Below are 19,906 nucleotides of genomic sequence, written 5' to 3'. Positions count from 1 at the left end.
GCGCCCTCACGCGGCGTGGGCGCGTCATGATTTCGGCTTCTGCTCTAGACTGGGTGCGGGTTCGTTCTGGCGCATGAGCGTGGACCCGACAGCCAGTCCCAGAGCCAGGCAGGCATACACGCCGGCCAGCGATTTCTGCGACAGGTGTTTTTCGTAGCCGGGCTGGAAGCGCTTCGGCGTGAGCTTGTAGTCGGCGAAGGCGGCGAAGGCGGACGTCGCGGCCGACGCCGTGAGGATGCCCACCGGCGAGCTGCGGTCGAGGTGGCGCCCGGCGACCTTTTCGAACACCAGCGACCAGAAGGTCGAGCTGGCATGGTGGATCAGGTAGCCGGTCACCGTGTAGCGCAGCGAGGCGCCGCCCTTGCGCGCGGCCTTGTCGCCGTGCACGTAGTGGCTGACCGCATTGGTCGGCGCGAGCGCGCTGCCGGTCTCCTTCTTGCCGGCGATCGCCAGCGCGACGGTCGAGAGCAGGCTGGAGGTGGCGCCGGAGACGAGGCCGCGCTCGAGGGTCTTGGTCCAGTTTTGCATGATTTTTCTCTTTGTCTTTGAAGTGGTGAAAGGAAGCATGGATGCGGATTTTGTTGACGGGCGCCAGCGGCTTCATCGGGCAGCACCTGCTGCAGGCGCTGCTGGCTGAAGGCCACCACGTCGTGTGTGCGGTACGCAAGCCCAAGAACAGCAGCGATGCTCGCCTCACTTATATCCATGCGGACTTCGCCAACGATACCCAACAAACGACTTGGCTGGCGCGCCTTTCCGGCATCGACGCGGTGGTCAATACAGTCGGGATCTTCCGCGAATCCGGCAGCCAGACCTTTGCGCGCCTGCACACCGAAACGCCGCGCGCCCTGTTCGCCGCCTGCGCCGAATCGCATGAGGTGCAGATGGTGATCCAGCTGTCGGCGCTGGGCGCCGACCGCGAGGCCGACACGCCCTACCACCTCTCGAAAAAAGCGGCCGACGATTTCCTGGCGTCGCTGCCGCTGCGCGCGTACATCGTCCAGCCCTCGCTGGTCTACGGCGGCGACGGCGCCAGCGCGCGCGCCTTCCGTACCCTGGCGAGCATGCCGTTCACCGTGCGCTTGGGCAGCGCGCCGCAGCTGGTGCAGCCGATCCACATCGACGACCTGGTGGCGGCCATCGTCGGCCTGCTCAGGCACCGGCTGCCGATCCCGCACGGGTCGGGCACGGCGTTGCGGGTGCCGCTGGTGGGGCCGCAGGCCATGCCCTTCGTGGATTATCTGCAGGCGCTACGGACCGGCATGGGCATGGGACGCCAGAAGGTGCTGCCGCTGCCCGGTGTGCTGGCGCGCGGCCTGGCGCATCTCGGACGCTGGCTGCCGGGCGGCCTGCTCGATCCGGACGCGCTGCGCATGCTCGAGCGCGGCAACGCCGGCGACGCGGCCATGACGGCGCAGCTGATCGGGCATCCGCCGCGGCCGGTCTCGCAATTCATCGCGGACGCAGCGGGCGCCCGCGCGCAGGCCAAGCTGGGGTGGCTGCTGCCGGTCCTTCGCTATAGCATCGTGGCGGTGTGGCTGATCACGGCGATCGTGTCCTACGGCCTGTATCCGGTCGAGGCCAGCTATGCGCTGCTGGCGCGCAGCGGCATCCCGGACGCGCTGCAGCCGCTGATGCTGTACGGCGCCGCCACCTTCGACCTGCTGCTGGGCCTGGGCATCCTGTTCTTCGCGCGGCGGCGCTGGCTGTGGCTGATGCAGCTCGGCCTGATCGGCTTCTATACCGTCGTCATCGCCGTCAGGCTGCCGGAATTCCTGCTGCACCCCTACGGACCGCTCATCAAGAACCTGCCGATGCTGGCCGCCATCTGGCTGCTCTACGAACTCGAGGAACGCTGAAATGGACTACGTCGTCGTCAAGTGGCTGCACATCCTGTCGTCCACCTTCCTGTTCGGGACCGGCATCGGCTCGGCCTTCTACATGCTGTTCGCGAACGTCAGCCGCGACGTGCGCGCGATCGCCGTGGTGGCGAAATACGTCGTGATCGCCGACTGGCTGTTCACCGCCACCACCGCCATCCTGCAGCCGGCCACCGGCTTCTACATGATCCACCTGGCCGGCTATCCGCTGCACAGCAGGTGGATCATGTGGTCGATCGCCCTGTACGTGCTGGCCGGCGCCTGCTGGCTGCCGGTGGTGTGGCTGCAGATCCGCATGCGCGACATCGCGCAAGAGGCGGCGCGCAGCAGCACCGAACTCACGGCGCAGTACTGGCGCTATTTCCGAATCTGGGTCACGCTGGGTGTGCCGGCCTTTATCGCCTTCGTGGCGATCTTCTGGCTGATGGTGGCCAAGCCCGTGTGACCCGGACCTTCAACCGACATCCAAGGAGAACCCCATGCGGGCATACCAGATCCTTCCCGGCGCATCCATCGATGGCCTGCAATGCGTGGACTACCCGGACCGCGACCTCGCGCCCTACGAAGTGCGCGTCCGCGTGCACGCGGTCTCGCTCAACTACCGCGACCTGATGGTCGCCAGCGGCAACTACCTCGTCACCGTGGACGACCCCATCGTCCCCTGCTCGGACGGCGCCGGCGAGGTGCTGGCCGTGGGGCCGGGCGTGACCCGGGTGCAGGTGGGCGACCGGGTGGCCGGCTCCTTCTTCCCTTACTGGCAGGACGGCATGACCGCGCCCGAGAAGATCCGCCACGCGCTGGGCGGCGACATCGACGGCATGCTGGCCGAAGAAGTCGTGCTGCACGAAGAGGCGCTGGCGAAGATCCCGGCCTCGCTCAGCTTCGTCGAGGCGTCCACCATGCCCTGCGCGGGCGTCACGGCCTGGAATGCGATCTTCGTGTCCAGCAATGCGATCAAGCCGGGCGACACGGCCCTCTTCCTCGGCACCGGCGGCGTGTCGGTGCTGGGCATGCAGCTGGCCAGGGCGGCCGGGCTGCGCACCATCATCACCTCGTCCAGCGACGACAAGCTGCAGCGGGCGCGCGATCTTGGCGCCCACCACACCATCAACTACGCCAGCATCCCGGAGTGGCACGAGGAAGTGCTGGCATTCACGCAGGGCCGCGGCGCCAACGTGGTGCTGGAAGTGGGCGGCAAGGGCACCGTGAACCGCTCGGTGTCGGCGGCGGCGATGGGCGGCACGGTCGCCATCATCGGCGGCGTCAGCGGCTTCGGCGGCGAAGTCAATCCGGCTTCGCTGCTGGCCACGGCCAAGCGCCTGGTGGGGATTTTCGTCGGCAGCCGCACCATGCTGGAAGACGTGATGCGCTTCGTCGACGTGACGGGAGTGAAGCCGGCCATCGACCGCGTGTTCCCCTTCGGCCAGGCGAATGAGGCCTACCGCTACATGGAATCGGGCTCGCACTTCGGCAAGGTCGTCATCGACGTCACCGATCAGGGTTGATCAGCGCTTCTGCGGCACCAGGTCGATCTCGAACAGCTTGGGCCACAGCTTGCCGGTGACGAACAGGCGCTTGCGCTTGGCGTCCCAGGCGATGCCGTTCAAGACGGCGTCCGGGTCGGCGGTGCCGCGCTGCGCCGGCGGCAGCAGGCCCTCCAGGTTGATCACGCCCTTGACGCTGCCGCTGGCGGGGTCGATGCGCAGGATCAGTTCACTGCCCCAGACGTTCGAGAACAGCTCGCCGTCGACCATCTCGAGTTCGTTGAGGTTCTCGATCGGCTTGCCGGCGTGGGTCACCTGGATGCGGCGCAGTTCCTTGAAGGTTTTCGGTTCGAGGATGCGGATGAAGGAGCTGCCGTCGCTCATGTAGATGTTCTTCGCGTCGCTGGCCAGGCCCCAGCCTTCGCCCACGTACTTGAAGGTGCTTTTCAGCTTGAAGGTCTTCATGTCGAACACGTAGCCGACCTGCGAGGTCCAGGTGAGCGCAACGATGTCGTTGCCGACCGGGGTCGAGCCTTCGCCGAAGATCTCCTGCGGCATGTCGGACTTCTGCAGCACCTTGCCGGTGTTCAGCTCCACCTTGCGCAGCGAGGAGGTGCCGTTGCGGCCCGTGGTCTCGTACAGGTGGCCGTCGCGGAAGAACAGGCCCTGGGTGAAGGCCTTGGGGTCGTGCGGGTAGGTGTTCTTGACGACGTAGCCGTAGATCGGGACGTTCTGTGCGTGGGCGCCGGCGCTGACGCCCAGGGCCAGCGCGAAGGTGGTGACGTATTTGAGCATGATGCCCAAATGTAGCACGGTTCAGAACAGCGAGAGGTTCGGCGACGGTGCGGGCGCCTTCTTGACCACCGTCTGCGGCGCCGCCCAGTCCTTCATGCGCGCCGCCGGGTAGTGGCGCAGGAAGCTGCGCGCGGTCTCGACGTCGCGGCAGGCCAGCCAGTCGTCCAGCTCCTCGGGCCGGACCACGACCAGCGAACGCTTCTCGTCGTCCGGCTTGTGCATGCGCGACATCAGCGGATGGTCGTCGGCGTTGATCGTGATCTGGGTGAACGAGGACGCCAGGGAGCCATCGCTTTCGCTCCATTCGCGCCACAGGCCGGCGACGTAGAACAGGCTGTCATCAAGCATGCCGATCGCGTGGCGCACCGCGCGGCCGCTTTCGTAGCAGGGCTCGTAGAACCAGGACATCGGCACCGCGCACAGCTGCAGGCGGCGCCAGGCGGGGGCGAAGGAACGGCGCTCGCCCAGCGATTCGGCGCGCGCGTTCATGGTGTCGAAGGGCTTCACGCCGGGCGGGATGTGGCGGCGCGGGACCATGCCGTAGCTGGCCAGGCAGGCCATGGGGCTGCCGTCCTGGCCGCGGCGCACGATGGGGGCCGTGTAGTCCTTCCAGACTTCCTCGGGCCAGCGCCAGTCGGCCGGCAGCTCGCTGAAGGCGCCGAGGGTGCCGAACTGTTCGCGGGTGGGGGAGTGGTAGTTGACGCACATGATGCGCCCAGCATAGTGCGCTCTCCCGGCCTTGGCAACAGGCGTTCAGAAATAGGCGATCAGGCGTCCGCTGGCGAGCACCGCGAGCCACAGGCCCAGCGACAGCAGGGCGTGCAGGACCGCCCGGCCGGGCGCACGCGCGGACCAGGCGTGGACGCCGCGGTATGGTCCCGTGTGGAAGGCGAGCGCATTCATGCCGGCGAGGGCGATCAGCGCCAGCTTGAGCAGGAAGACCCGGTTCGCCAGCAGCGCCGCCGGGTCGGCCAAGAACAGCAGCAGGCCGGTGGGCAGCACCAGCAGCATGCTGCCGGCCGACCAGGGCAGCAGGTGGCGCGCCAGCGCGCACACCGGCAACTGGCGGCCGAAGCCGAGCACGCGCAGGTCGAACATCGCGACCGCGCCCACCAGCACCGCGAAGCCGACGATGTGCATGGTCTCGACCGCCGGATACAGCCAGGCGTGCTCGCGCATGGCCCGCGCCAGCGGCAGCGACGCGGCGAAGGCCGCCGCGTCCTGCAGCGGCATCAGCGCAGCTCCGTGGTCTTGTCCTTGACCGTGATGCGTTCGGCGCGCAGCTCGGTGGGATTACTGCGGTGCGGATAACCGTAAACCGAGGCCTGGGTGCCCACCGCCAGGTTTTCCTTGGGCAGGCCGCGGTTTTCCATGCGGCCGGGCGGCGCCAGCACCACCATCCAGGTCTTGTCGGCCGTCTTCAGGCGCACGAAGCCGTGCGGCTGCATGTAGCCGGACTCCTCGATCGTGCCGCTCAGGGTGAGCGGCTTGTCGGCGTTGTATTCGCTCCAGCCGTGATGGGCGGAAGCGGAGGTGGCCACCAGCGCGGCCAGCAAAAACCAGCGTTTCATGGGACTCTCCTTTGGACGACGGTTGACAGGGGCAGGCGGCCGACCACCTGCAGCCGGCCGTCGACCGGCTGCGCCACCACGATCTCGCCCTGGGCCACGAACTCGCTGACCAGGGCGCGGATGTTCACGTCGTGCGTCACCAGCACCAGGTTGTCCTTGCTCCCGGCCTGGCGCCAGGCGCTGGTGCGCGCCAGCACCTCGCGGACCTTGGCGCGCCCGGCCGCTTCGCTGTCCTGGAACATGGAATCGAGCATCGGCGCCTCCTCGACCCGGCCGAAGGCGAGGCGGGCGGTGTCGAGGCAGCGGCACCAGCGGCTCGACAGCACGGCGCCGAGCGGGATGCCGCGCTCGCGGAAAGCGGCGCCGATGGCGGCGGCGTCGCGCTTGCCCTGTTCGGACAGGTTGCGCTGGGTGGCGCAGGCGGCGAGCTTGAAACCCGGCGGGTCGCCGATGCCGGGAATCGTGGCGGCGTGGCGGATCAGCAGAACGTAGCCGCCGGATTGCAAACGCTGCCACAGGGCGTCGTCCGCCAGCGCGAGCGGGGCGGCAAGCAGGGCCAGGAAGGCCAGGAAGCATCGTCGAAGCATGGCGCACCCCCCGATCGGCGGATTATTCGCTGTGCATTATCCGGCGGCTGCCGGTGGATGGGCGCACGCCAGCGCGCTACACTGGGCCGTCGTCCATCTCGCTTGAAAGAGGCTCATGATCCGTCACACCCTGCCTGTTCTGCTGGCCACCTGCCTGGCGCTGCCTGCCTCCGCCTTCGCTGCGGATTCCTGCGATGACGTTGCCGCGAGCCTGGCCACCATGGTCAGCGCCGACCAGGCGATCCGCAAGCGGATCGACTTCCTCGACCAGCAGAGCCCCGCGCAGCAAAAGCTGTTCGGCCACATGGCGCTGGTCGACCGCACCAACACCGAACGCCTGAAAGCGATCGTGGCGCGCTGCGGCTGGCCGGTCAAGGAGAAGTTCGGGGAGAAGGCGGCGGGCGACGCCTGGCTGCTGGCCCAGCATGCGGACCAGGACGTGCCTTTCCAGAAGCAGGCGCTCGTGCTGATCGAAGCGGCGGCGAAGGCGCGCGGCGAGCGCGTCGACCGCAACTTCGCCTACCTGTACGACCGCGTCGCAACGGCCGAGAAACGTCTGCAGCGCTACGGCACCCAGCTCCACTCGCCATCCGGCGAATCCTGCGCCCTCGAGTTCAAGCCGATGGAAGCGCGCGAGCAGGTCGAGGCGCGCCGCGCGGAGCTGAACCTGCCGCCGCTCGACGCGTACCGGCGCCTGGTGCTGGAGATGTATCACTGCCCTGCAGCGGGCAGCGCGGATTCGCACTACCCGCAGGGTTGAATCAGACGAAGGTGAAGGTCAGCTCTTGCGGCAGGCGCGACTTCGGCAGGCCGGCGTTGAAGTCGGCTTCCGAGGAGTAGCCGAAGCTGGCCAGCACCACGCTCGCCAGGCCTTGCGCGTGCAGGCCGAATTCCTCGTCCAGGATCTTCTGGTCGAAGCCTTCCATCGGCGTGGCGTCGATGCCCAGCGTGGCCGCGCCCAGCAGCGCGGTGCCGAGCGCCAGGTAGACCTGCTTCTCGAGCCACTGCGGCAGGTCGCGCGTGGTGTAGCGGTGGGTGCGCACGTAGCCGCGGCGGCCCGCGTCCTGGCCGGCGCGCGCAGCGTCGTCGCGGAAACGGCCGTCCTGCGCTTCCTGCGCCAACAGGCGCTCCAGGTGGGCGTCATCCATGTCGATGCGCGAGCAGAACACGATCACATGCGAGGCGTCGAGGATCTTGGCTGCGTTGTAGCCGTAGCCGCCCTGCGCCGCCTTGGCCACGCGCGCCTTGCCTTCCGGGGTGTTGGCGACGATGAAGTGCCAGGGCTGCGAATTCACCGACGAGGGGCTGTTGCGCAGCAGCGCGTAGACCTGCTGCATCAGCTCTTCGGAGACCTGGCGTTCCTTGTCGTAGGCCTTGGCGGTATGGCGCTTGCGGGCCGCCGAGAGAATATCCATCTTGTGTCATCCTTTGTTGATTCAAAAATCTTCGAGCACGATCTTGCCGACCGCACGGCCGCTTTCGATCAGCGCATGCGCGCGGCGCAGGTTGTCCGCCGTGATGCGGCCGTAGTGCTCGCCCAGGGTCGTGCGCAGCTCGCCGCCATCGACCATGTTCGACACGCGGTTGAGCAGCTCGTGCTGCTTGACCATGTCGGACGTACCGAACATCGAGCGCGTGAACATCAGCTCCCAGTGCAGCGAGATCGACTTGCGCTTGAGCGGCACCGCGTCCAGCGTGGCCGGGTCGTCGATCAGCGCGAACTGTCCCTGCGGCGCCAGCACGTCGACGATTGCCGCGTAATGCCTGTCGGTGTGGGTCAGGCTGATGACGGTGTCGACGTTCTCGAAGCCGAGGCTTTCCAGCTGCGGGCGCAGGGGCTGGGTGTGGTCCACCACGTGCTGGGCGCCGAGCTCGCGCACCCAGTTGCGGCTCTCCTCGCGCGAAGCGGTGCCGATCACGGTCAATGCGGTCAGCTTGCGCGCCAACTGTATCAGGATCGAGCCGACTCCGCCGGCGGCGCCGATGATCAGGAGCGACTTGCCGGCGCCGCCCCCCTCGATCACCTTGAGGCGGTCGAACAGCAGCTCCCAGGCCGTGATCGAGGTCAGGGGCAGGGCGGCGGCCTGCGCGAAGTCGAGCGAGGCCGGCTTGCGGCCGACGATGCGCTCGTCCACCGCTTGGTACTGGCTATTCGAACCGGGGCGCACGAGCGAGCCGGCGTAGAACACTTCGTCGCCTTCCTTGAACAGGGTGACGCTGCTACCGACCGCACGCACGATGCCGCTCGCATCCCATCCCAGCACGCGCGGCTCGGTGACTGCTGCGCCCTGGCGGATCTTGGTGTCGACCGGGTTCACCGAGACGGCGCGCACTTCGACCAGCAGGTCGTGCGGGCCGGCCAGCGGCATCGGCAGCTCAAGCTCCTGCAGCGAAGCGGGGTCGCTGATGGGCAGGCCATGCTGGGTATACACTATTGCTTTCATGTTGAATCTCCGGTCAATGTTGGACTTGCCGGCGATTGTAGGAAGCAGCGCGGCAGTGAAACAGCCGGCTGGAGCGATTTCACTTTCACAGCTGGAGAGAAAATGATCAGGTTAGACGACCTGGCCCTGTTCGTCCGCACCGCCGCCCTGGGCAGCTTTTCGCGGGCCGCGCGCGAGGTCAACCTGCTGCCGGGCCAGGCCAGCGCCGCCATCGGGCGCCTCGAGCGCGAGCTCGATATCCGCCTGTTCGCGCGCTCCACCCGCAGCCTGCGCCTGACCGAGGAGGGCAAGCGCTACCTGCCCTTCGCCCAGGATGCGCTGCAGGCGCTGCGCGACGGCGTCGACGGCATCCGCGGCGACGCCGGCGCATTGAGCGGCACCTTGCAGATCGCAGCTCCTTCCGACTTCGGACGCAACCTGCTGCTGCCCTGGATCTCGGAATTCCGGCGCGACCATCCGGGCCTCGACATCCAGCTGCTGGTGTCGGACCAGGTGGCGGACGTGTTCCGCGACCCGGTCGACATCGCGCTGCGCTACGGCCAGATCGACGACGCCAGCTACGTCGCGCTGCCGGTGGCGCCGGACAACCGGCGCGTGCTGGTGGCGTCGCCGGACTACATCGCGCGCCACGGCCGGCCGGCGTCTCTCGACGCGCTGGCCGACCACAACTGCCTGCAGTACCGGCTGCGCGGCCGCGCCTACGACCGCTGGTCCTTCCCCTTCGAAGATGGCGCGCGCATCGTGCAGGTGACGGGCTGCCTGGTGAGCGACGATGCGGAAGTGGTACGGCGCTGGGCGGTGGCGGGCGAGGGCATCGCCTACAAATCCTGGCTCGACGTCAGCGCGGACGTGGCGCAGGCGCGCCTGGAAGTGCTGCTGCCCGAGCTCCCGGGCGAGCCCACGCCACTGAGCCTGGTGTGCCCGCACCGCCGCCAGTTCTCGCCGGCGGTGAAGCTGCTGCATGCGCTGGTCAAGGCGCGCTGCGAACCCTTGGCGCGCGAATCCAACTAAACCGTTTGCTTCATTTCGTCGGCCAGCAGCGCCACCAGCTCGGCCGCCGGCATGGCGCGCGCCTGGGCGAAGTTGACGCCGCCCCAGTTGACCGAGTAGTCCTGGCTGCCCGCCTTCGAGGCTGCCGCATGCAGGGCCTTGGCGGCGTCGTAGGTGACCGGGTAATCCGGCAGCGGCGGATGGCCGGCGGCGCCCACGTCGGTGAACAGCTTGTTGACGATGCCGCGCGCCGGCCGGCCCGAGATGACGGCCGAGAGTTCGGTCTGCAGGTTCGCACCGTTGGCGATCAGCGCGCGGTGATGCGGCGGCGCCGAGGATTCCGGGCAGGCGATGAAGGCGCTGCCCATCTGGACCGCGCTGGCGCCGTGGTAGAAGGCGGTGCGGATGTGCTGCCCGTGCATGATGCCGCCGGCCGCGACCAGCGGCAGCGCCACCTTGTCGCGCAGTTGCTCGAGCAGCTCGAAGGTCGGCAGGGCCGGATCGGGCGCGCCCGGGTCGAAGATGCCGCGGTGGCCGCCTGCTTCGATGCCCTGGGCGACGATCACGTCGATGCCGGCCGCTTCGATCCGCATCGCTTCCGATAAGGAGGTGGCGGTGGCGAACAGCACGATGCCGGCTCCCTTGAGCGCGTCGATCCATGCCTGCGGCGGCAGGCCGAAGTGGAAGCTGACCACGGCGGGGCGCGTCTCCAGCAACAGTTCGAGCATCGGCTCGTCGGCCAGGAAGCTGCGGTAGATCTCGGTGAGCTGCGCCGGCGGTTCCGCCCCGAAGTGGGCGAAGTGCGGACGCAGCCACTCCAGCCAAGCGGCCTCGCGCGCCGGATCCGCCTTGGCCGGCGCGTGGGTGAACACGTTGACGTTGAAGGGCCGGTCGGTTTTTTCGCGCACGGCGGCGATCGCGGCGCGCGCTTGCTGCGGCGTGCTGGTGCCGACGGCGATCGAGCCCAGCCCTCCCGCTCCCGACACCGCGGCGGCGAGCGCCGGGGGCGAGATGCCGGCCATCGGGGCCTGGATGATGGGATGGCGGATGTCCAGCTTCGACGGCAGCGAGGTAGGCATGATGCGGCTCCGGTTCGGGGTCTGGCCCCGAGTATACCGCCGGCTCATGCTCCGCGTACCAGCAGGACCGCCAGCACCAGCATCAGGGTCCCGGTCATCCCCTCAATCACGCGCCATACCGCCGGGCGGCCCAGCACGCGTGCGAAACGCTGCGCGCTCAGGCCGAGGGCCGTGAACCACAGCACCGAAGCCGTCATCGCGCCCGCGGCGAACGAGGTGCGCGCCTCGCCGGCCAGGCTGCTGCCGACCGCGCCGAGCAGCACCACGGTGTCGAGGTAGACGTGCGGGTTCAGCAACGACAGCGCCAGCACCGTGGCCAGCGCGCGGCCCAGCGTCTGCGACGTCGCATCGAGCGAGAGTTCCAGCGACGCGCCGCCGCGCAGGCTGCTCTTCCAGCAGCGCCAGCCATACCAGACGAGAAAAGCGGCGCCGCCATAGCGCGCCACCGCCATCACCGTGGGCGAGGCTTCGACCAGCGCGCCCAGGCCCGAGATGCCGAGCGCGATCAGGACCACGTCGACCACGATGCAAGTGGCGACCGTCGCCGCCATGTGCTGGCCGCGCACGCCGGTGCGGATCACGTGGGCGTTCTGGGCGCCGATGGCCATGATCAGGCTGGCGCCCAGACCCAGGCCTTGCAGGAATACCTGTTGAGAAAACATAAAAACCTCGCTTTGAAGCGTACATGGTCGCGTCCAACGAGGCTAAATTCAAATATATTCATGATATTTAAAGCCGGGTAAGAAAAATTTAATATGCAGATCGATCCCCGCCGCAGCGCCGCCTTCGTCGCCGCCGTCGATACCGGCAGCCTGGAGCTGGCCGCCGCCCAGCTGTCCCTGACCCCGTCCGCCGTCTCGCAGCGCATCTCGGCGCTGGAACAGGACTTCGGCACGCCGCTGCTGGTGCGCAGCCGTCCCTGCCGCCCGACCGCGCCCGGCACCCGCCTGCTGCAGTACCTGCGCCGCTCGACCCTGCTGGAATCGGAGTTCCTGGCCGAGATGGGGATGGATGCCGGTCCGGCGCGGGTCAGCCTGGCGGTCAACAACGACACCGTCGCCACCTGGCTGCTGCCGGTGCTGGCGCCGATCCTCGCAAGCGAAGAACTGCTGGTGGAGTTCGTGCTCGACAACCAGGGCCACACCTTCGCGCTGCTCGAGCAGGGCCGCGTGGTGGCCTGCGTCGCGGGCGAACCGACGCCGATGCGCGGCTGCACCGTCAGTCCGCTGGGCCTGATGCGCTACCGGATGGTGGCCTCCAAAGCCTTCGCCGCCCACTGGTTCGCCGGCGGCTTCAACCGCGAGAGCGCGCAGCGCGCGCCGGTGATCGTCTTCGACCGCAAGGACTCGCTGCAGTCGGCCTTCCTGTTGCGCCACTTCGGCCTGCCGGAAGGCGCCTACCCCTTCCACTATGTGCCCGCCAGCGATCCATTCGTGGGCGCGGTCCGGCACGGCATGGGCTACGGCCTGCTGCCGCAGGAGCAGTGCAGCTGCTATCTGGAAGACGGGACCATGGTCGACCTGGCGCCCGATCTCTACGTGGACGTGCCGCTGTACTGGCATGCCTGGCGCATCCAGCCGCCGCGCCTGGAACGCATGGGCGCCGCGCTGCTCAAGGCCGCACGCGGCGTCCTGCTAGCGCTGCCCTGAGACCAGGGTCAGGTGCGGCGTGCGCCGGCCAGGGTGCAGCGCTCGGCCGGGCGCCACCGGCCAGGCCTGCGCCAGCGCCCACAGCACTTCGGGCACGAGGTAGAACCACAGCAGCGGCAAGCCGCCCTGCGCCAGCGTCCACGCCATCCACACGGCGAACACCGCGCGGCCGGTCGCATCGAAGCGGCCTAGCACCAGGCTGGTGCGCACCAGGCGCAGGCTCGACCACAGCAGCACCAGGCTGCCCAGCAGGCAGGCGAACAGCACCAGCACCGGCGTCGATTCCGGCAGCGGCATGCCGCCCAGGCTCACATTCAGGCCGGAGAGCTGCGGATACAGCAGGGCGAAGGTCCAGGGCGTGGCGAAGGGCGTGACGATGACGATGTCGTACAGCGCGCTGGCGCGCGTGACACGAAAATAGGCAAGGGGAGAAAGCGGCGGCATGGCGGGCTCCGTGAATCGCTCTACCGACCATGCTGGCATGCCTGCGCGCGATGCTTCTTGCGCTGGACGAAAAAACGGGCCGGACGCTTGCGCGTCCAGCCCCAAGGGAATCACATCACGGAAAGGGTGCTGCCATCAGGTGCCGATACGGCCCCCGTCGTTCTTGGTGATGACGATGGTCGCCGAGCGCGGACGCTTGCCGGCGCCGTAGCCCGCGTTCGCCGGCCACTGGCTGACGTACTTGGTCGGATCGCCCACGTTGGCGGCCGCGGTGCCTTCGCCCGGGTGCTGGATGTTGATGAACAGCGCCTTGCCGTCCGGGGTCTCGGCGATGCCGGTGATCTCGCAGCCCGCCGGGCCCACCAGGAAGCGCTTGAGCGTGTCGGCGGTGGCGGCCTTGCCGACGTAGGTGTCCACGTTCAGGCTGGTGCCGTTGGCGCGCGCGTGGCTCAGGGTGACCTTCTTGCCGTCGCCGACCTGGCCCGGGATCCCGGCCAGCATCATGCAGTTGGTGACGTCGGTGTAGGCGCTGTCGTCGGTCTGGATCCAGCACAGGCCGGTGGAGGCGGTGAAGGCCAGGCCGTCCGGGCTCGAGAAGTCCTGGTCGGCGGTGAGGCCCGACAGGTTGACCTTCGCGGCGTCCGCGCCCGATTCGGCGCCGAACAGGTAGACGTCCCAAGTGAAGCTGGAAGCGGTCGACCCCGCGCTGCCTTCCTTGACGCGGATGACGTGGCCGTTCGGGTTGCCCGCCTGCGCGGTGGTGCCCTTCATGTCGGTGTAGACGCGCGGGTTCGGACCGTCCGGCGCGGCCTGGCTCGCGCCGCTCGGCTCGACGCGGCGGTTGCTGTTGTTGGTCAGCGTGAAGTAGATCTCGCCAGTGGCCGGGTGCACCGAGCACCATTCCGGGCGGTCCATCTTGGTCGCGCCGACGGCGTCGCCCGCCAGGCGTGCGTTGACCAGCACGTCGGCCTGGTCGGCGAACTTGTAGCCGGCGTAGGCCGCGATCAGCGGATTGCTGATCGACAGCTCGATCCAGCTGCCGCTGCCGTCGGCGTTGAACTTGGCGACGTACAGCTTGCCGCTGTCGAGGTATTTGTCGCCGGTGGCGACGCGGTCGGTCGGGGTCGCGTCGGCGGCCGCCCACACCGCGGTCGAGACGAATTTGTAGATGTATTCGTTGCGCGAGTCGTCGCCCATGTAGACCGCCAGCGGCTGGCCGACCACCGGTTTGCCGAAGACGGCGCTCTCGTGGGCGAAGCGGCCCAGCGCGGTGCGCTTCTTGATGGCCTTGGTCTTGTCGAAAGCGTCCATCTCGACGATGTAGCCCATGCCGTTCATTTCGTTGCGGTAGTCGTCGGTACCGGTGGTCGAAGCGCCCTTCTTGCTAATGTCCCACCGCTGGTACTTGTCGTCCGTGCCGCCGGTTTCCCAGCCGTGGCGCGAAGCCGCGCCGGCATCGCGGCCGTAGCGCTTGAGCGAAGTGACGCTCTTGTCGTTGCCGCGCGCGGTATCGTCCGTGCTGGCGCGGGTGAAGTAACCCGACCAGTTTTCTTCGCCCGACAGATAGGTGTTCCACGGGGTCCTGCCGGTGCCACAGTTGTTCAGGGTGCCGCGGATCTTGCTGCCGTTCGGCGAGTACTTGGTGACCACCAGCGCATTGCCGCGCACCGGGCCCGAGAGCTCGACGTCGGTCTGCTGGTGCACGCGGCGGTTCAGGCTTGAGTCCTTCACATAGCTCCACTTGCCGGCGGCTGCGCGCACTTCGACCGCGGACAGGCCGTGCAGCGCCATCTCCTTATCCACTTCCGCGGCCGGGCGCGGCAGGCTCATGGTGCCGCCGGTGGCGTGCACGAAGAAGGAGGCGAACTTCTCGTCGGTGGTGGCTTCGTGGTTCATCACCAGCACGCCGCGGTCGTTGACGGTGGTCGACGGGCCGTTGGTGGCGGACAGGGCGAAGAATTCCATGCCGTCGTGGTGGTCGCCGGCGCGGTTCTCGAAGTCGGTGTCGGTGCCGTCGTTCTTGAACGCCGGCGTGTTCGCGGTCAGCGGGTCGCCCAGGGCGTAGATCACGCTGGCGGTGTAGCCGGCCGGGACGACGACCGTATCGGCCAGGCTCTTGGAGACGGCGGTGAAGCCGAGCAGCTTCTCGGCCGGCGCCGGCGGCGTGGTGTTGCCGCCCGGCGTAGGCGCGGTGACCGGGTCGTCGTGGTCGGAGCCGCCGCATCCGCTCAGGCCGATGGCGCCCAGCAACGCGGTGGCCGCGGTGGCGGCGCCGCCGCGCAGCAGGCTGCGGCGGCTCAGGCGGGCTTCGAGGACGGTGCTGAATTGTTCGTTCGACGAAACGTTCGTATCGATGTCATGGTGGTCGATGCGTGCGAGGTCGGTCGGCTTGTTCACGGATGATCCTGTTGGTTGTTAGGAAATGTCCGAGCATGGTAAGAAGGGAAAATGACGACCTTGTGACAATCAGGTAACAAATGCGTGACAGACGGTGAGAAATTCGATGAATTTGCCGCCCTAGCAGCTATACTTTCCGGACCCCAACAAGGACATGCACATGCAGGACAGCAGCAGCGCCGCCCCGGCGCTCGACCCGGCCGCCCTCGGCCGCCAACTCTTTGAAGCCAGTCCCGACTGCGTCAAACTGCTCGACGGCGAAGGCCGCATCATCGCGATCAACCGCTGCGGCACGATCGCCCTCGGCGCCGACAGCCCGGAAGCGCTGCACGGCCGCGCGTGGCGTTCACTCCTCCCTGCCGCGGTCCATGCCGATCTCGATGCGGCGATGGCGACGGCGCGCGCCGGCGGCGTCGGCCGCTTCAAGGGTTGCATGCCGGATCCGCGCGGCGCCAGCGGCTGGTGGGAAGTGACCGTCAGCCCGATCGACGGCGGCCTGCTGGCGACCTCGCGCAACGTCACCGAACAGGTGCTGGCGGAACTCGAGCGCGAACGCCTGCTGGCCCAGCTCCGCAGCGCCAACGAACGCATGGAAGACGTGTTCCGCCAGGCGCCCGCCTTCATGTGCGTATTAAATGGCCCGGACCTGGTCTTCGAACTGGTCAACGACCGCTACCTGCAGCTGGTGGGCGGACGCGACCCGGTCGGGCTGACCCTGCGCGAAGCGCTGCCGGAACTGGACGGCCAGGGTTTCGTCGAGCTGCTGGAAGGCGTCTACCGCAGCGGCGAGCCGGTGTTCGGCAGCGACGTCCCGGTGCTGCTGCAGCGCCGCGCCGACGGCCCACTGGAGCGGCGCTTCGTCGACCAGGTCTACATGCCGCTGCGCGACCCCGACGGCGCCGTCAGCGGCATCCTGGTGCACGGCATCGACGTCACCGACCGCAAGCTCAATGAAATCGCGTTGTACGAGAGCCGCGAGCGCTTCCAGAAGATCGTCAGCCAGGCCACCACCGGCGTGGTGCAGATGGATCCTGAGGGCCGCATCACCCTCGCCAACCAGAAGTACTGTGAGATGGTCGGCCGCAGCGAGGCCGAGCTGCTGGGCGCCAGCGTGCTGGACGTGACGGCGCCGGACTCCGTGGCGCGCACGATGGACGCCGTACAGCGCCTGGCCGGCGGCGAGCAGGGTGTGGTGATCGACAAGGAATACCTGCGCCGCGACGGCACCCTGATGGCGGCCACCAGCAGCGTCAATGCCCTGCGCGGGCCCGGCGGCGAATTCCAGGGCCTGGTCGCGATCGTGGTCGACACCACCGAGAAGCGCCGCGCCGAGGAGAAGCTGCGCGCCGGCGAGGAACGCTACCGCACCCTGTTCGAATCGGTCGACCAGGGCTTCTGCATCCTCGAGATGATCTTCGACGAGGCGAACCGCCCGGTCGACTACCTGTTCCTCGAGATGAACCGCATGTTCGAGGCGCACACCGGCCTGGTGGGCGGCGCCGGAAAGACCGCGCGCGAGATGGTGCCGACCCTGGACAGCTTCTGGTTCGACACCTACGGCCGCGTCGCCCTCACCGGCGAACCGGTGCGCTTCGAGAGCGAGGCGCCGGCCATGGCGCGCTGGTTCGACGTCTACGCCACCCGCATCGGCGGCCCCGGCAGCCGGCGCGTGGCCCTGCTGTTCAGCGACATCACCAGCCGCAAGGAGTCCGAGGCGACCCTGCGCAAGCTCGCCAGCGACCTGGCCGAAGCCGACCGCCGCAAGACCGAATTCCTTGCCACGCTGGCGCACGAGCTGCGCAATCCGCTGGCGCCGATCCGCAGCGGCCTGGGCGTGATGCGCATGAAGGGCGACAGCCCGGCCTCGGTGGCGCGGGTGCGCGAGATGATGGAGCGCCAGGTCGGCAATATGGTGCACCTGATCGACGACCTGCTCGACATCGCCCGCATCAGCGGCGGCAAGCTGGAATTGAAAAAGGAAGGCGCCGACCTGCGCACCGTGCTCTCGAGCGCGGTCGAGACCAGCCTGCCGCTGGTCGAGAGCGGGCGCCACGAACTGACGGTGGACTTGCCGGAGACGCCGGTTCCGGTGGAGGCGGACGTGACCCGCATCGCCCAGGTGGTGTCGAACCTGCTCAACAACGCCGCCAAGTACACGCCGGCCGGCGGGCGCATCGGCCTGGCGCTGCGGGTAGAAGCAGAACAGGCCGTGATCACGGTGAGCGACAACGGCATCGGCATTCCGCAGGACCAGCTGGCCTCGGTGTTCGAGATGTTCAGCCAGGTCGGCCAGCATACCGAGCGCTCGCAGGGCGGGCTCGGGATCGGTCTGTCGCTGGTGCGGCGCCTGGTGAACATGCACGGCGGCGAAGTCGGCGCATCGAGCGCGGGGCCGAACGCGGGCAGCGTGTTCACGGTGCGCCTGCCGCTGGCGGGCGGCATGCAGGGGGCCAGCGGCCCGGCGGAGCCAAGCCTGGACGATGGCGTCGGCAAGGGCACGCACGTGCTGGTGGTGGACGACAACGTCGACGCCGCCGTGACCCTGTCGATGATCCTGGACGCCTGCGGCTACACCACCCGGGTGGCGCACGACGGCGCGCACGCCGTCGAACTGGCGGCCAGCTTCCGCCCGCAAGTCGCCTTCCTCGACATCGGCATGCCCGGCATGGACGGCTACCAGACCGCGCGCGCGATGCGCCGGGTGGCGGGCCTGGAACACGTGATCCTGGTGGCGCTGACCGGCTGGGGCGCCGACAGCGACCGCCAGAAGTCGGGCGAGGCCGGCTTCGACCACCATCTCACCAAGCCGGTGCAGCTGGACGTGGTGCAGGACCTGCTGGCCCGCGTCACCGCCTGAATCCTCAGGCCGGGCGGTGGCCGTGCGCGATGACGGCGGCGCCGGCCAGCGCCAGCGCCACGCCGAGGTAGTCGCTCCACACCGGCTCGACGCCGTCCACCACGGCCAGCCAGCCGATCGCGGTGGCGATGTAGACCGCGCCATAGGCAGCGTACACGCGCCCGCTGGCGGCCGGATGCAGGGTGAGCAGCCACACGAAGACCGTCAGGCTGAGGGCGGCCGGCAACAGCAGCCAGATCGATCCCTTCCCGGTCAGCCACAGCAGCGGAAGGTAGCAGCCGAGCAGTTCGGCGATCGCGGTGAGGAAGTAGAGGCCGGCGGTGCGGCCAAAGGGGATCAGGTCGACAGGCATGCGTGGGTGGCGGGGTGGGGAAAACCGCCATCTTATCCTCATGCCTGGGACTGGAACCAGCACCGGCTCGCTTCGTCCGCCGGGAAGAAGGATTCGAGGCGCAGCTCGTGCACCGTGACGTCGTGCGGCGTGCCGAGCGTGGTGATGGTGGTGAACAGGTTCAGTTCGACGTCGTCCTTCCTGAGCCTGAGCGGCAGGAAGGGCAGGGCGCGCCGCTCCAGGTTCGGCTGGCTGGCGGCTCCCGCGATGCCGGGCAGCGCCATCAATTCGTCCAGCAGGACGCTCGCCTCGCTGCCGGGGCCATCGCCCATCGCCTCGCGCTGCACCCACTGCAGCAGGTCGGTGCAGACCTCTTCCCAGTTCACCAGGCAGCGGCGCAGGCCGTCCGGATCCAGGATCAGTTTCAGGACGTTGACCGAGCCGTCGCGCGGGATCGGCGCGTGCAGCGGCAGGCCGAGGAACAGGCGCATCATGTGGGCCGCCGGGTCGTTCGCCATCACCAGGTTCCACAGGCGGTCGACCACCAGGGCCGGATACGGCGCCTGCTGCGCCAGCATGAAGTCGAGCGCCTGCATCACCGCGCCGAGCTCCGGGTCCGACAGGCTGCGCTCGCGGTAGGCCGGGGCGAAGCCGGCCGCCAGCAGCATGGCGTTGCGCTGGCGCAGCGGGATGTCGAGCACGGGGCCGAGCTTGAGGATCAGCTCGCGCCCGGGCTGGGCCCTGCCGGTCTCCAGGAAGCTCAGGTGGCGCTGCGAGATGCCGGCGTCCAGCGCCAGGCGCAGCTGGCTGACGCCGCGCTTGCCGCGCCAGTAGCGCAGGGCGGCGCCGAAATCGCTGAAGTATCCGTGCGCTACCGTGTCCATGCCTGCCTCCTCGAGTGTGCCGCCGATTGTACGTCGCCTTGATCGCGCCTGCGCCACCGGATCGCGATGTGGCGTATCCTGCCCTGGCACGGACAAAGGAAACCATCTTGAGCGAGCAGACACTTTCAGCAATCAAGCAGGGCGCCCAGCAGCTGGCCGACGTCGTCACCTTGCCGGCCACCCAGCGCTACCAGCGCTTCGTGGCCGGCGTGGCCGCGAGCGGCGAGGTCTGGGGCCTGTACCGCGACGGCTGGGCGCTGGCCAAGACCGACGACGGCACGCTGGTGTTCGCCATGTGGCCGGCCAGCGAATTCGCCGACCTGTGCGCCGAGTTCGAGTGGGACGGCTACGAGCCGCAGGCGTTTGGGCTGGACGACCTGCTGAACGACCTGCTGCCGCAGCTGGAAGAGGATGGCGTGCTGCCGGGGGTCTTCTACACGCCGGGCGACAAGGGCTTGACGCCGACGGCCTACATGCTGCGCGTGGACCTTGAGCGCGCGCTCAAGGCGTAAAC

At 68.5% G+C, this 19,906-nt stretch carries 22 protein-coding genes; 8 read left to right on the top strand and 14 right to left on the bottom strand.

What is annotated here, in order from left to right; all coding sequences use genetic code 11:
* Nucleotides 1-24 precede the first annotated feature (24 nt).
* Complete coding sequence (locus LQ564_RS16125; protein ID WP_231059132.1) at nt 25-528, bottom strand: hypothetical protein; 504 nt, start codon at nt 526-528, stop codon at nt 25-27.
* A gap of 41 nt (nt 529-569) precedes the next feature.
* On the opposite strand from LQ564_RS16125, the gene LQ564_RS16120 reads away from it, so the two are divergent.
* From LQ564_RS16120 to LQ564_RS16110, 3 genes are read left to right on the top strand one after another with little or no spacing between them, the layout of a single operon-like run.
* Nucleotides 570-1,859, top strand: coding sequence for an SDR family oxidoreductase (locus tag LQ564_RS16120; protein WP_231059131.1), 1,290 nt, complete (start codon nt 570-572; stop codon nt 1,857-1,859).
* Between the two features lies 1 nt (nt 1,860).
* Nucleotides 1,861-2,325, top strand: a complete 465-nt coding sequence (locus LQ564_RS16115; protein ID WP_231059130.1) for a DUF2269 family protein — start codon at nt 1,861-1,863, stop codon at nt 2,323-2,325.
* Nucleotides 2,326-2,359: 34 nt separating this feature from the next.
* Entirely contained in the window at nt 2,360-3,385 is a 1,026-nt protein-coding gene (locus LQ564_RS16110; protein WP_231059129.1) for a zinc-dependent alcohol dehydrogenase family protein, read from the top strand.
* Here LQ564_RS16110 and LQ564_RS16105 read toward each other — a convergent pair whose 3' ends face one another.
* Genes LQ564_RS16105 through LQ564_RS16085 form a run of 5 tightly spaced genes read right to left on the bottom strand, consistent with a single transcriptional unit; the run spans nt 3,386 to nt 6,317 of the window.
* Nucleotides 3,386-4,159: a glutaminyl-peptide cyclotransferase gene (locus LQ564_RS16105; protein ID WP_231059128.1), complete on the bottom strand. Its 774-nt coding sequence runs from the start codon at nt 4,157-4,159 to the stop codon at nt 3,386-3,388. It abuts the gene before it with no gap.
* Nucleotides 4,160-4,180: 21 nt separating this feature from the next.
* Nucleotides 4,181-4,867, bottom strand: a complete 687-nt coding sequence (locus LQ564_RS16100; RefSeq protein ID WP_231059127.1) for an SOS response-associated peptidase — start codon at nt 4,865-4,867, stop codon at nt 4,181-4,183.
* A gap of 45 nt (nt 4,868-4,912) precedes the next feature.
* Nucleotides 4,913-5,392, bottom strand: a complete 480-nt coding sequence (locus LQ564_RS16095) for a hypothetical protein (RefSeq protein WP_231059126.1) — start codon at nt 5,390-5,392, stop codon at nt 4,913-4,915.
* On the bottom strand, nt 5,392-5,730 hold the full coding sequence (locus LQ564_RS16090; RefSeq protein ID WP_231059125.1) for a DUF6152 family protein: 339 nt from the start codon (nt 5,728-5,730) through the stop codon (nt 5,392-5,394). Before LQ564_RS16090 ends, LQ564_RS16095 begins: the two co-directional genes overlap by 1 nt.
* Nucleotides 5,727-6,317: a histidine phosphatase family protein gene (locus tag LQ564_RS16085; protein WP_231059124.1), complete on the bottom strand. Its 591-nt coding sequence runs from the start codon at nt 6,315-6,317 to the stop codon at nt 5,727-5,729. The genes LQ564_RS16090 and LQ564_RS16085 overlap by 4 nt, the downstream gene beginning before the upstream one ends.
* 115 nt (nt 6,318-6,432) lie before the next feature.
* On the opposite strand from LQ564_RS16085, the gene LQ564_RS16080 reads away from it, so the two are divergent.
* Nucleotides 6,433-7,077, top strand: a complete 645-nt coding sequence (locus LQ564_RS16080; protein WP_231059123.1) for a DUF6624 domain-containing protein — start codon at nt 6,433-6,435, stop codon at nt 7,075-7,077.
* Between the two features lies 1 nt (nt 7,078).
* Here the strand turns inward: LQ564_RS16080 and nfsB are convergent, their stop codons facing one another.
* Both nfsB and LQ564_RS16070 read right to left on the bottom strand, forming a co-directional pair.
* Complete coding sequence (nfsB, locus tag LQ564_RS16075; RefSeq protein ID WP_231059122.1) at nt 7,079-7,732, bottom strand: oxygen-insensitive NAD(P)H nitroreductase; 654 nt, start codon at nt 7,730-7,732, stop codon at nt 7,079-7,081.
* Nucleotides 7,733-7,753: 21 nt separating this feature from the next.
* A complete protein-coding gene (locus tag LQ564_RS16070) occupies nt 7,754-8,761 on the bottom strand; it encodes a zinc-binding alcohol dehydrogenase family protein (RefSeq protein WP_231059121.1) in 1,008 nt (335 codons plus the stop codon).
* A 102-nt stretch (nt 8,762-8,863) separates the two neighbouring features.
* On the opposite strand from LQ564_RS16070, the gene LQ564_RS16065 reads away from it, so the two are divergent.
* Nucleotides 8,864-9,772, top strand: coding sequence for a LysR family transcriptional regulator (locus LQ564_RS16065; RefSeq protein WP_231059120.1), 909 nt, complete (start codon nt 8,864-8,866; stop codon nt 9,770-9,772).
* On the opposite strand, the gene LQ564_RS16060 is transcribed toward LQ564_RS16065, so the two are convergent.
* Together LQ564_RS16060 and LQ564_RS16055 are read right to left on the bottom strand one after the other, a co-directional pair.
* Nucleotides 9,769-10,830, bottom strand: coding sequence for an NAD(P)H-dependent flavin oxidoreductase (locus LQ564_RS16060; RefSeq protein WP_231059119.1), 1,062 nt, complete (start codon nt 10,828-10,830; stop codon nt 9,769-9,771). The two genes, LQ564_RS16065 and LQ564_RS16060, sit on opposite strands and share 4 nt — an antisense overlap.
* A 44-nt stretch (nt 10,831-10,874) precedes the next feature.
* Complete coding sequence (locus tag LQ564_RS16055) at nt 10,875-11,492, bottom strand: LysE/ArgO family amino acid transporter (protein WP_231059118.1); 618 nt, start codon at nt 11,490-11,492, stop codon at nt 10,875-10,877.
* A 93-nt stretch (nt 11,493-11,585) separates the two neighbouring features.
* On the opposite strand from LQ564_RS16055, the gene LQ564_RS16050 reads away from it, so the two are divergent.
* Entirely contained in the window at nt 11,586-12,479 is an 894-nt protein-coding gene (locus tag LQ564_RS16050) for a LysR family transcriptional regulator ArgP (protein WP_231059117.1), read from the top strand.
* Here the strand turns inward: LQ564_RS16050 and LQ564_RS16045 are convergent.
* Both LQ564_RS16045 and LQ564_RS16040 read right to left on the bottom strand, forming a co-directional pair.
* A complete protein-coding gene (locus tag LQ564_RS16045; RefSeq protein WP_231059116.1) occupies nt 12,465-12,923 on the bottom strand; it encodes a hypothetical protein in 459 nt (152 codons plus the stop codon). The two genes, LQ564_RS16050 and LQ564_RS16045, sit on opposite strands and share 15 nt — an antisense overlap.
* A 135-nt stretch (nt 12,924-13,058) precedes the next feature.
* Complete coding sequence (locus LQ564_RS16040; RefSeq protein ID WP_231059115.1) at nt 13,059-15,320, bottom strand: PhoX family protein; 2,262 nt, start codon at nt 15,318-15,320, stop codon at nt 13,059-13,061.
* Nucleotides 15,321-15,480: 160 nt separating this feature from the next.
* Here LQ564_RS16040 and LQ564_RS16035 point away from each other — a divergent pair, with 160 nt between their 5' ends.
* Nucleotides 15,481-18,177 carry a PAS domain-containing protein gene (locus LQ564_RS16035; RefSeq protein WP_231059114.1) on the top strand — a complete coding sequence of 899 codons (2,697 nt, stop codon included), beginning with the start codon at nt 15,481-15,483 and terminating at the stop codon, nt 18,175-18,177.
* Between the two features lie 4 nt (nt 18,178-18,181).
* Here LQ564_RS16035 and LQ564_RS16030 read toward each other — a convergent pair whose 3' ends face one another.
* Together LQ564_RS16030 and LQ564_RS16025 are read right to left on the bottom strand one after the other, a co-directional pair.
* Nucleotides 18,182-18,529 carry a YnfA family protein gene (locus LQ564_RS16030; protein WP_231059113.1) on the bottom strand — a complete coding sequence of 116 codons (348 nt, stop codon included), beginning with the start codon at nt 18,527-18,529 and terminating at the stop codon, nt 18,182-18,184.
* Between the two features lie 38 nt (nt 18,530-18,567).
* Entirely contained in the window at nt 18,568-19,392 is an 825-nt protein-coding gene (locus LQ564_RS16025) for a helix-turn-helix domain-containing protein (protein ID WP_231059112.1), read from the bottom strand.
* A gap of 107 nt (nt 19,393-19,499) precedes the next feature.
* Here LQ564_RS16025 and LQ564_RS16020 point away from each other — a divergent pair, with 107 nt between their 5' ends.
* On the top strand, nt 19,500-19,904 hold the full coding sequence (locus LQ564_RS16020; RefSeq protein WP_231059111.1) for a DUF2750 domain-containing protein: 405 nt from the start codon (nt 19,500-19,502) through the stop codon (nt 19,902-19,904).
* Nucleotides 19,905-19,906 lie beyond the last annotated feature (2 nt).

This window comes from Massilia phyllostachyos (assembly GCF_021044825.1).
In the GTDB taxonomy this organism is placed as follows: Bacteria; Pseudomonadota; Gammaproteobacteria; order Burkholderiales; family Burkholderiaceae_D; genus Telluria; species Telluria phyllostachyos.
This window is presented reverse-complemented; position numbering and strand designations above follow the sequence as displayed.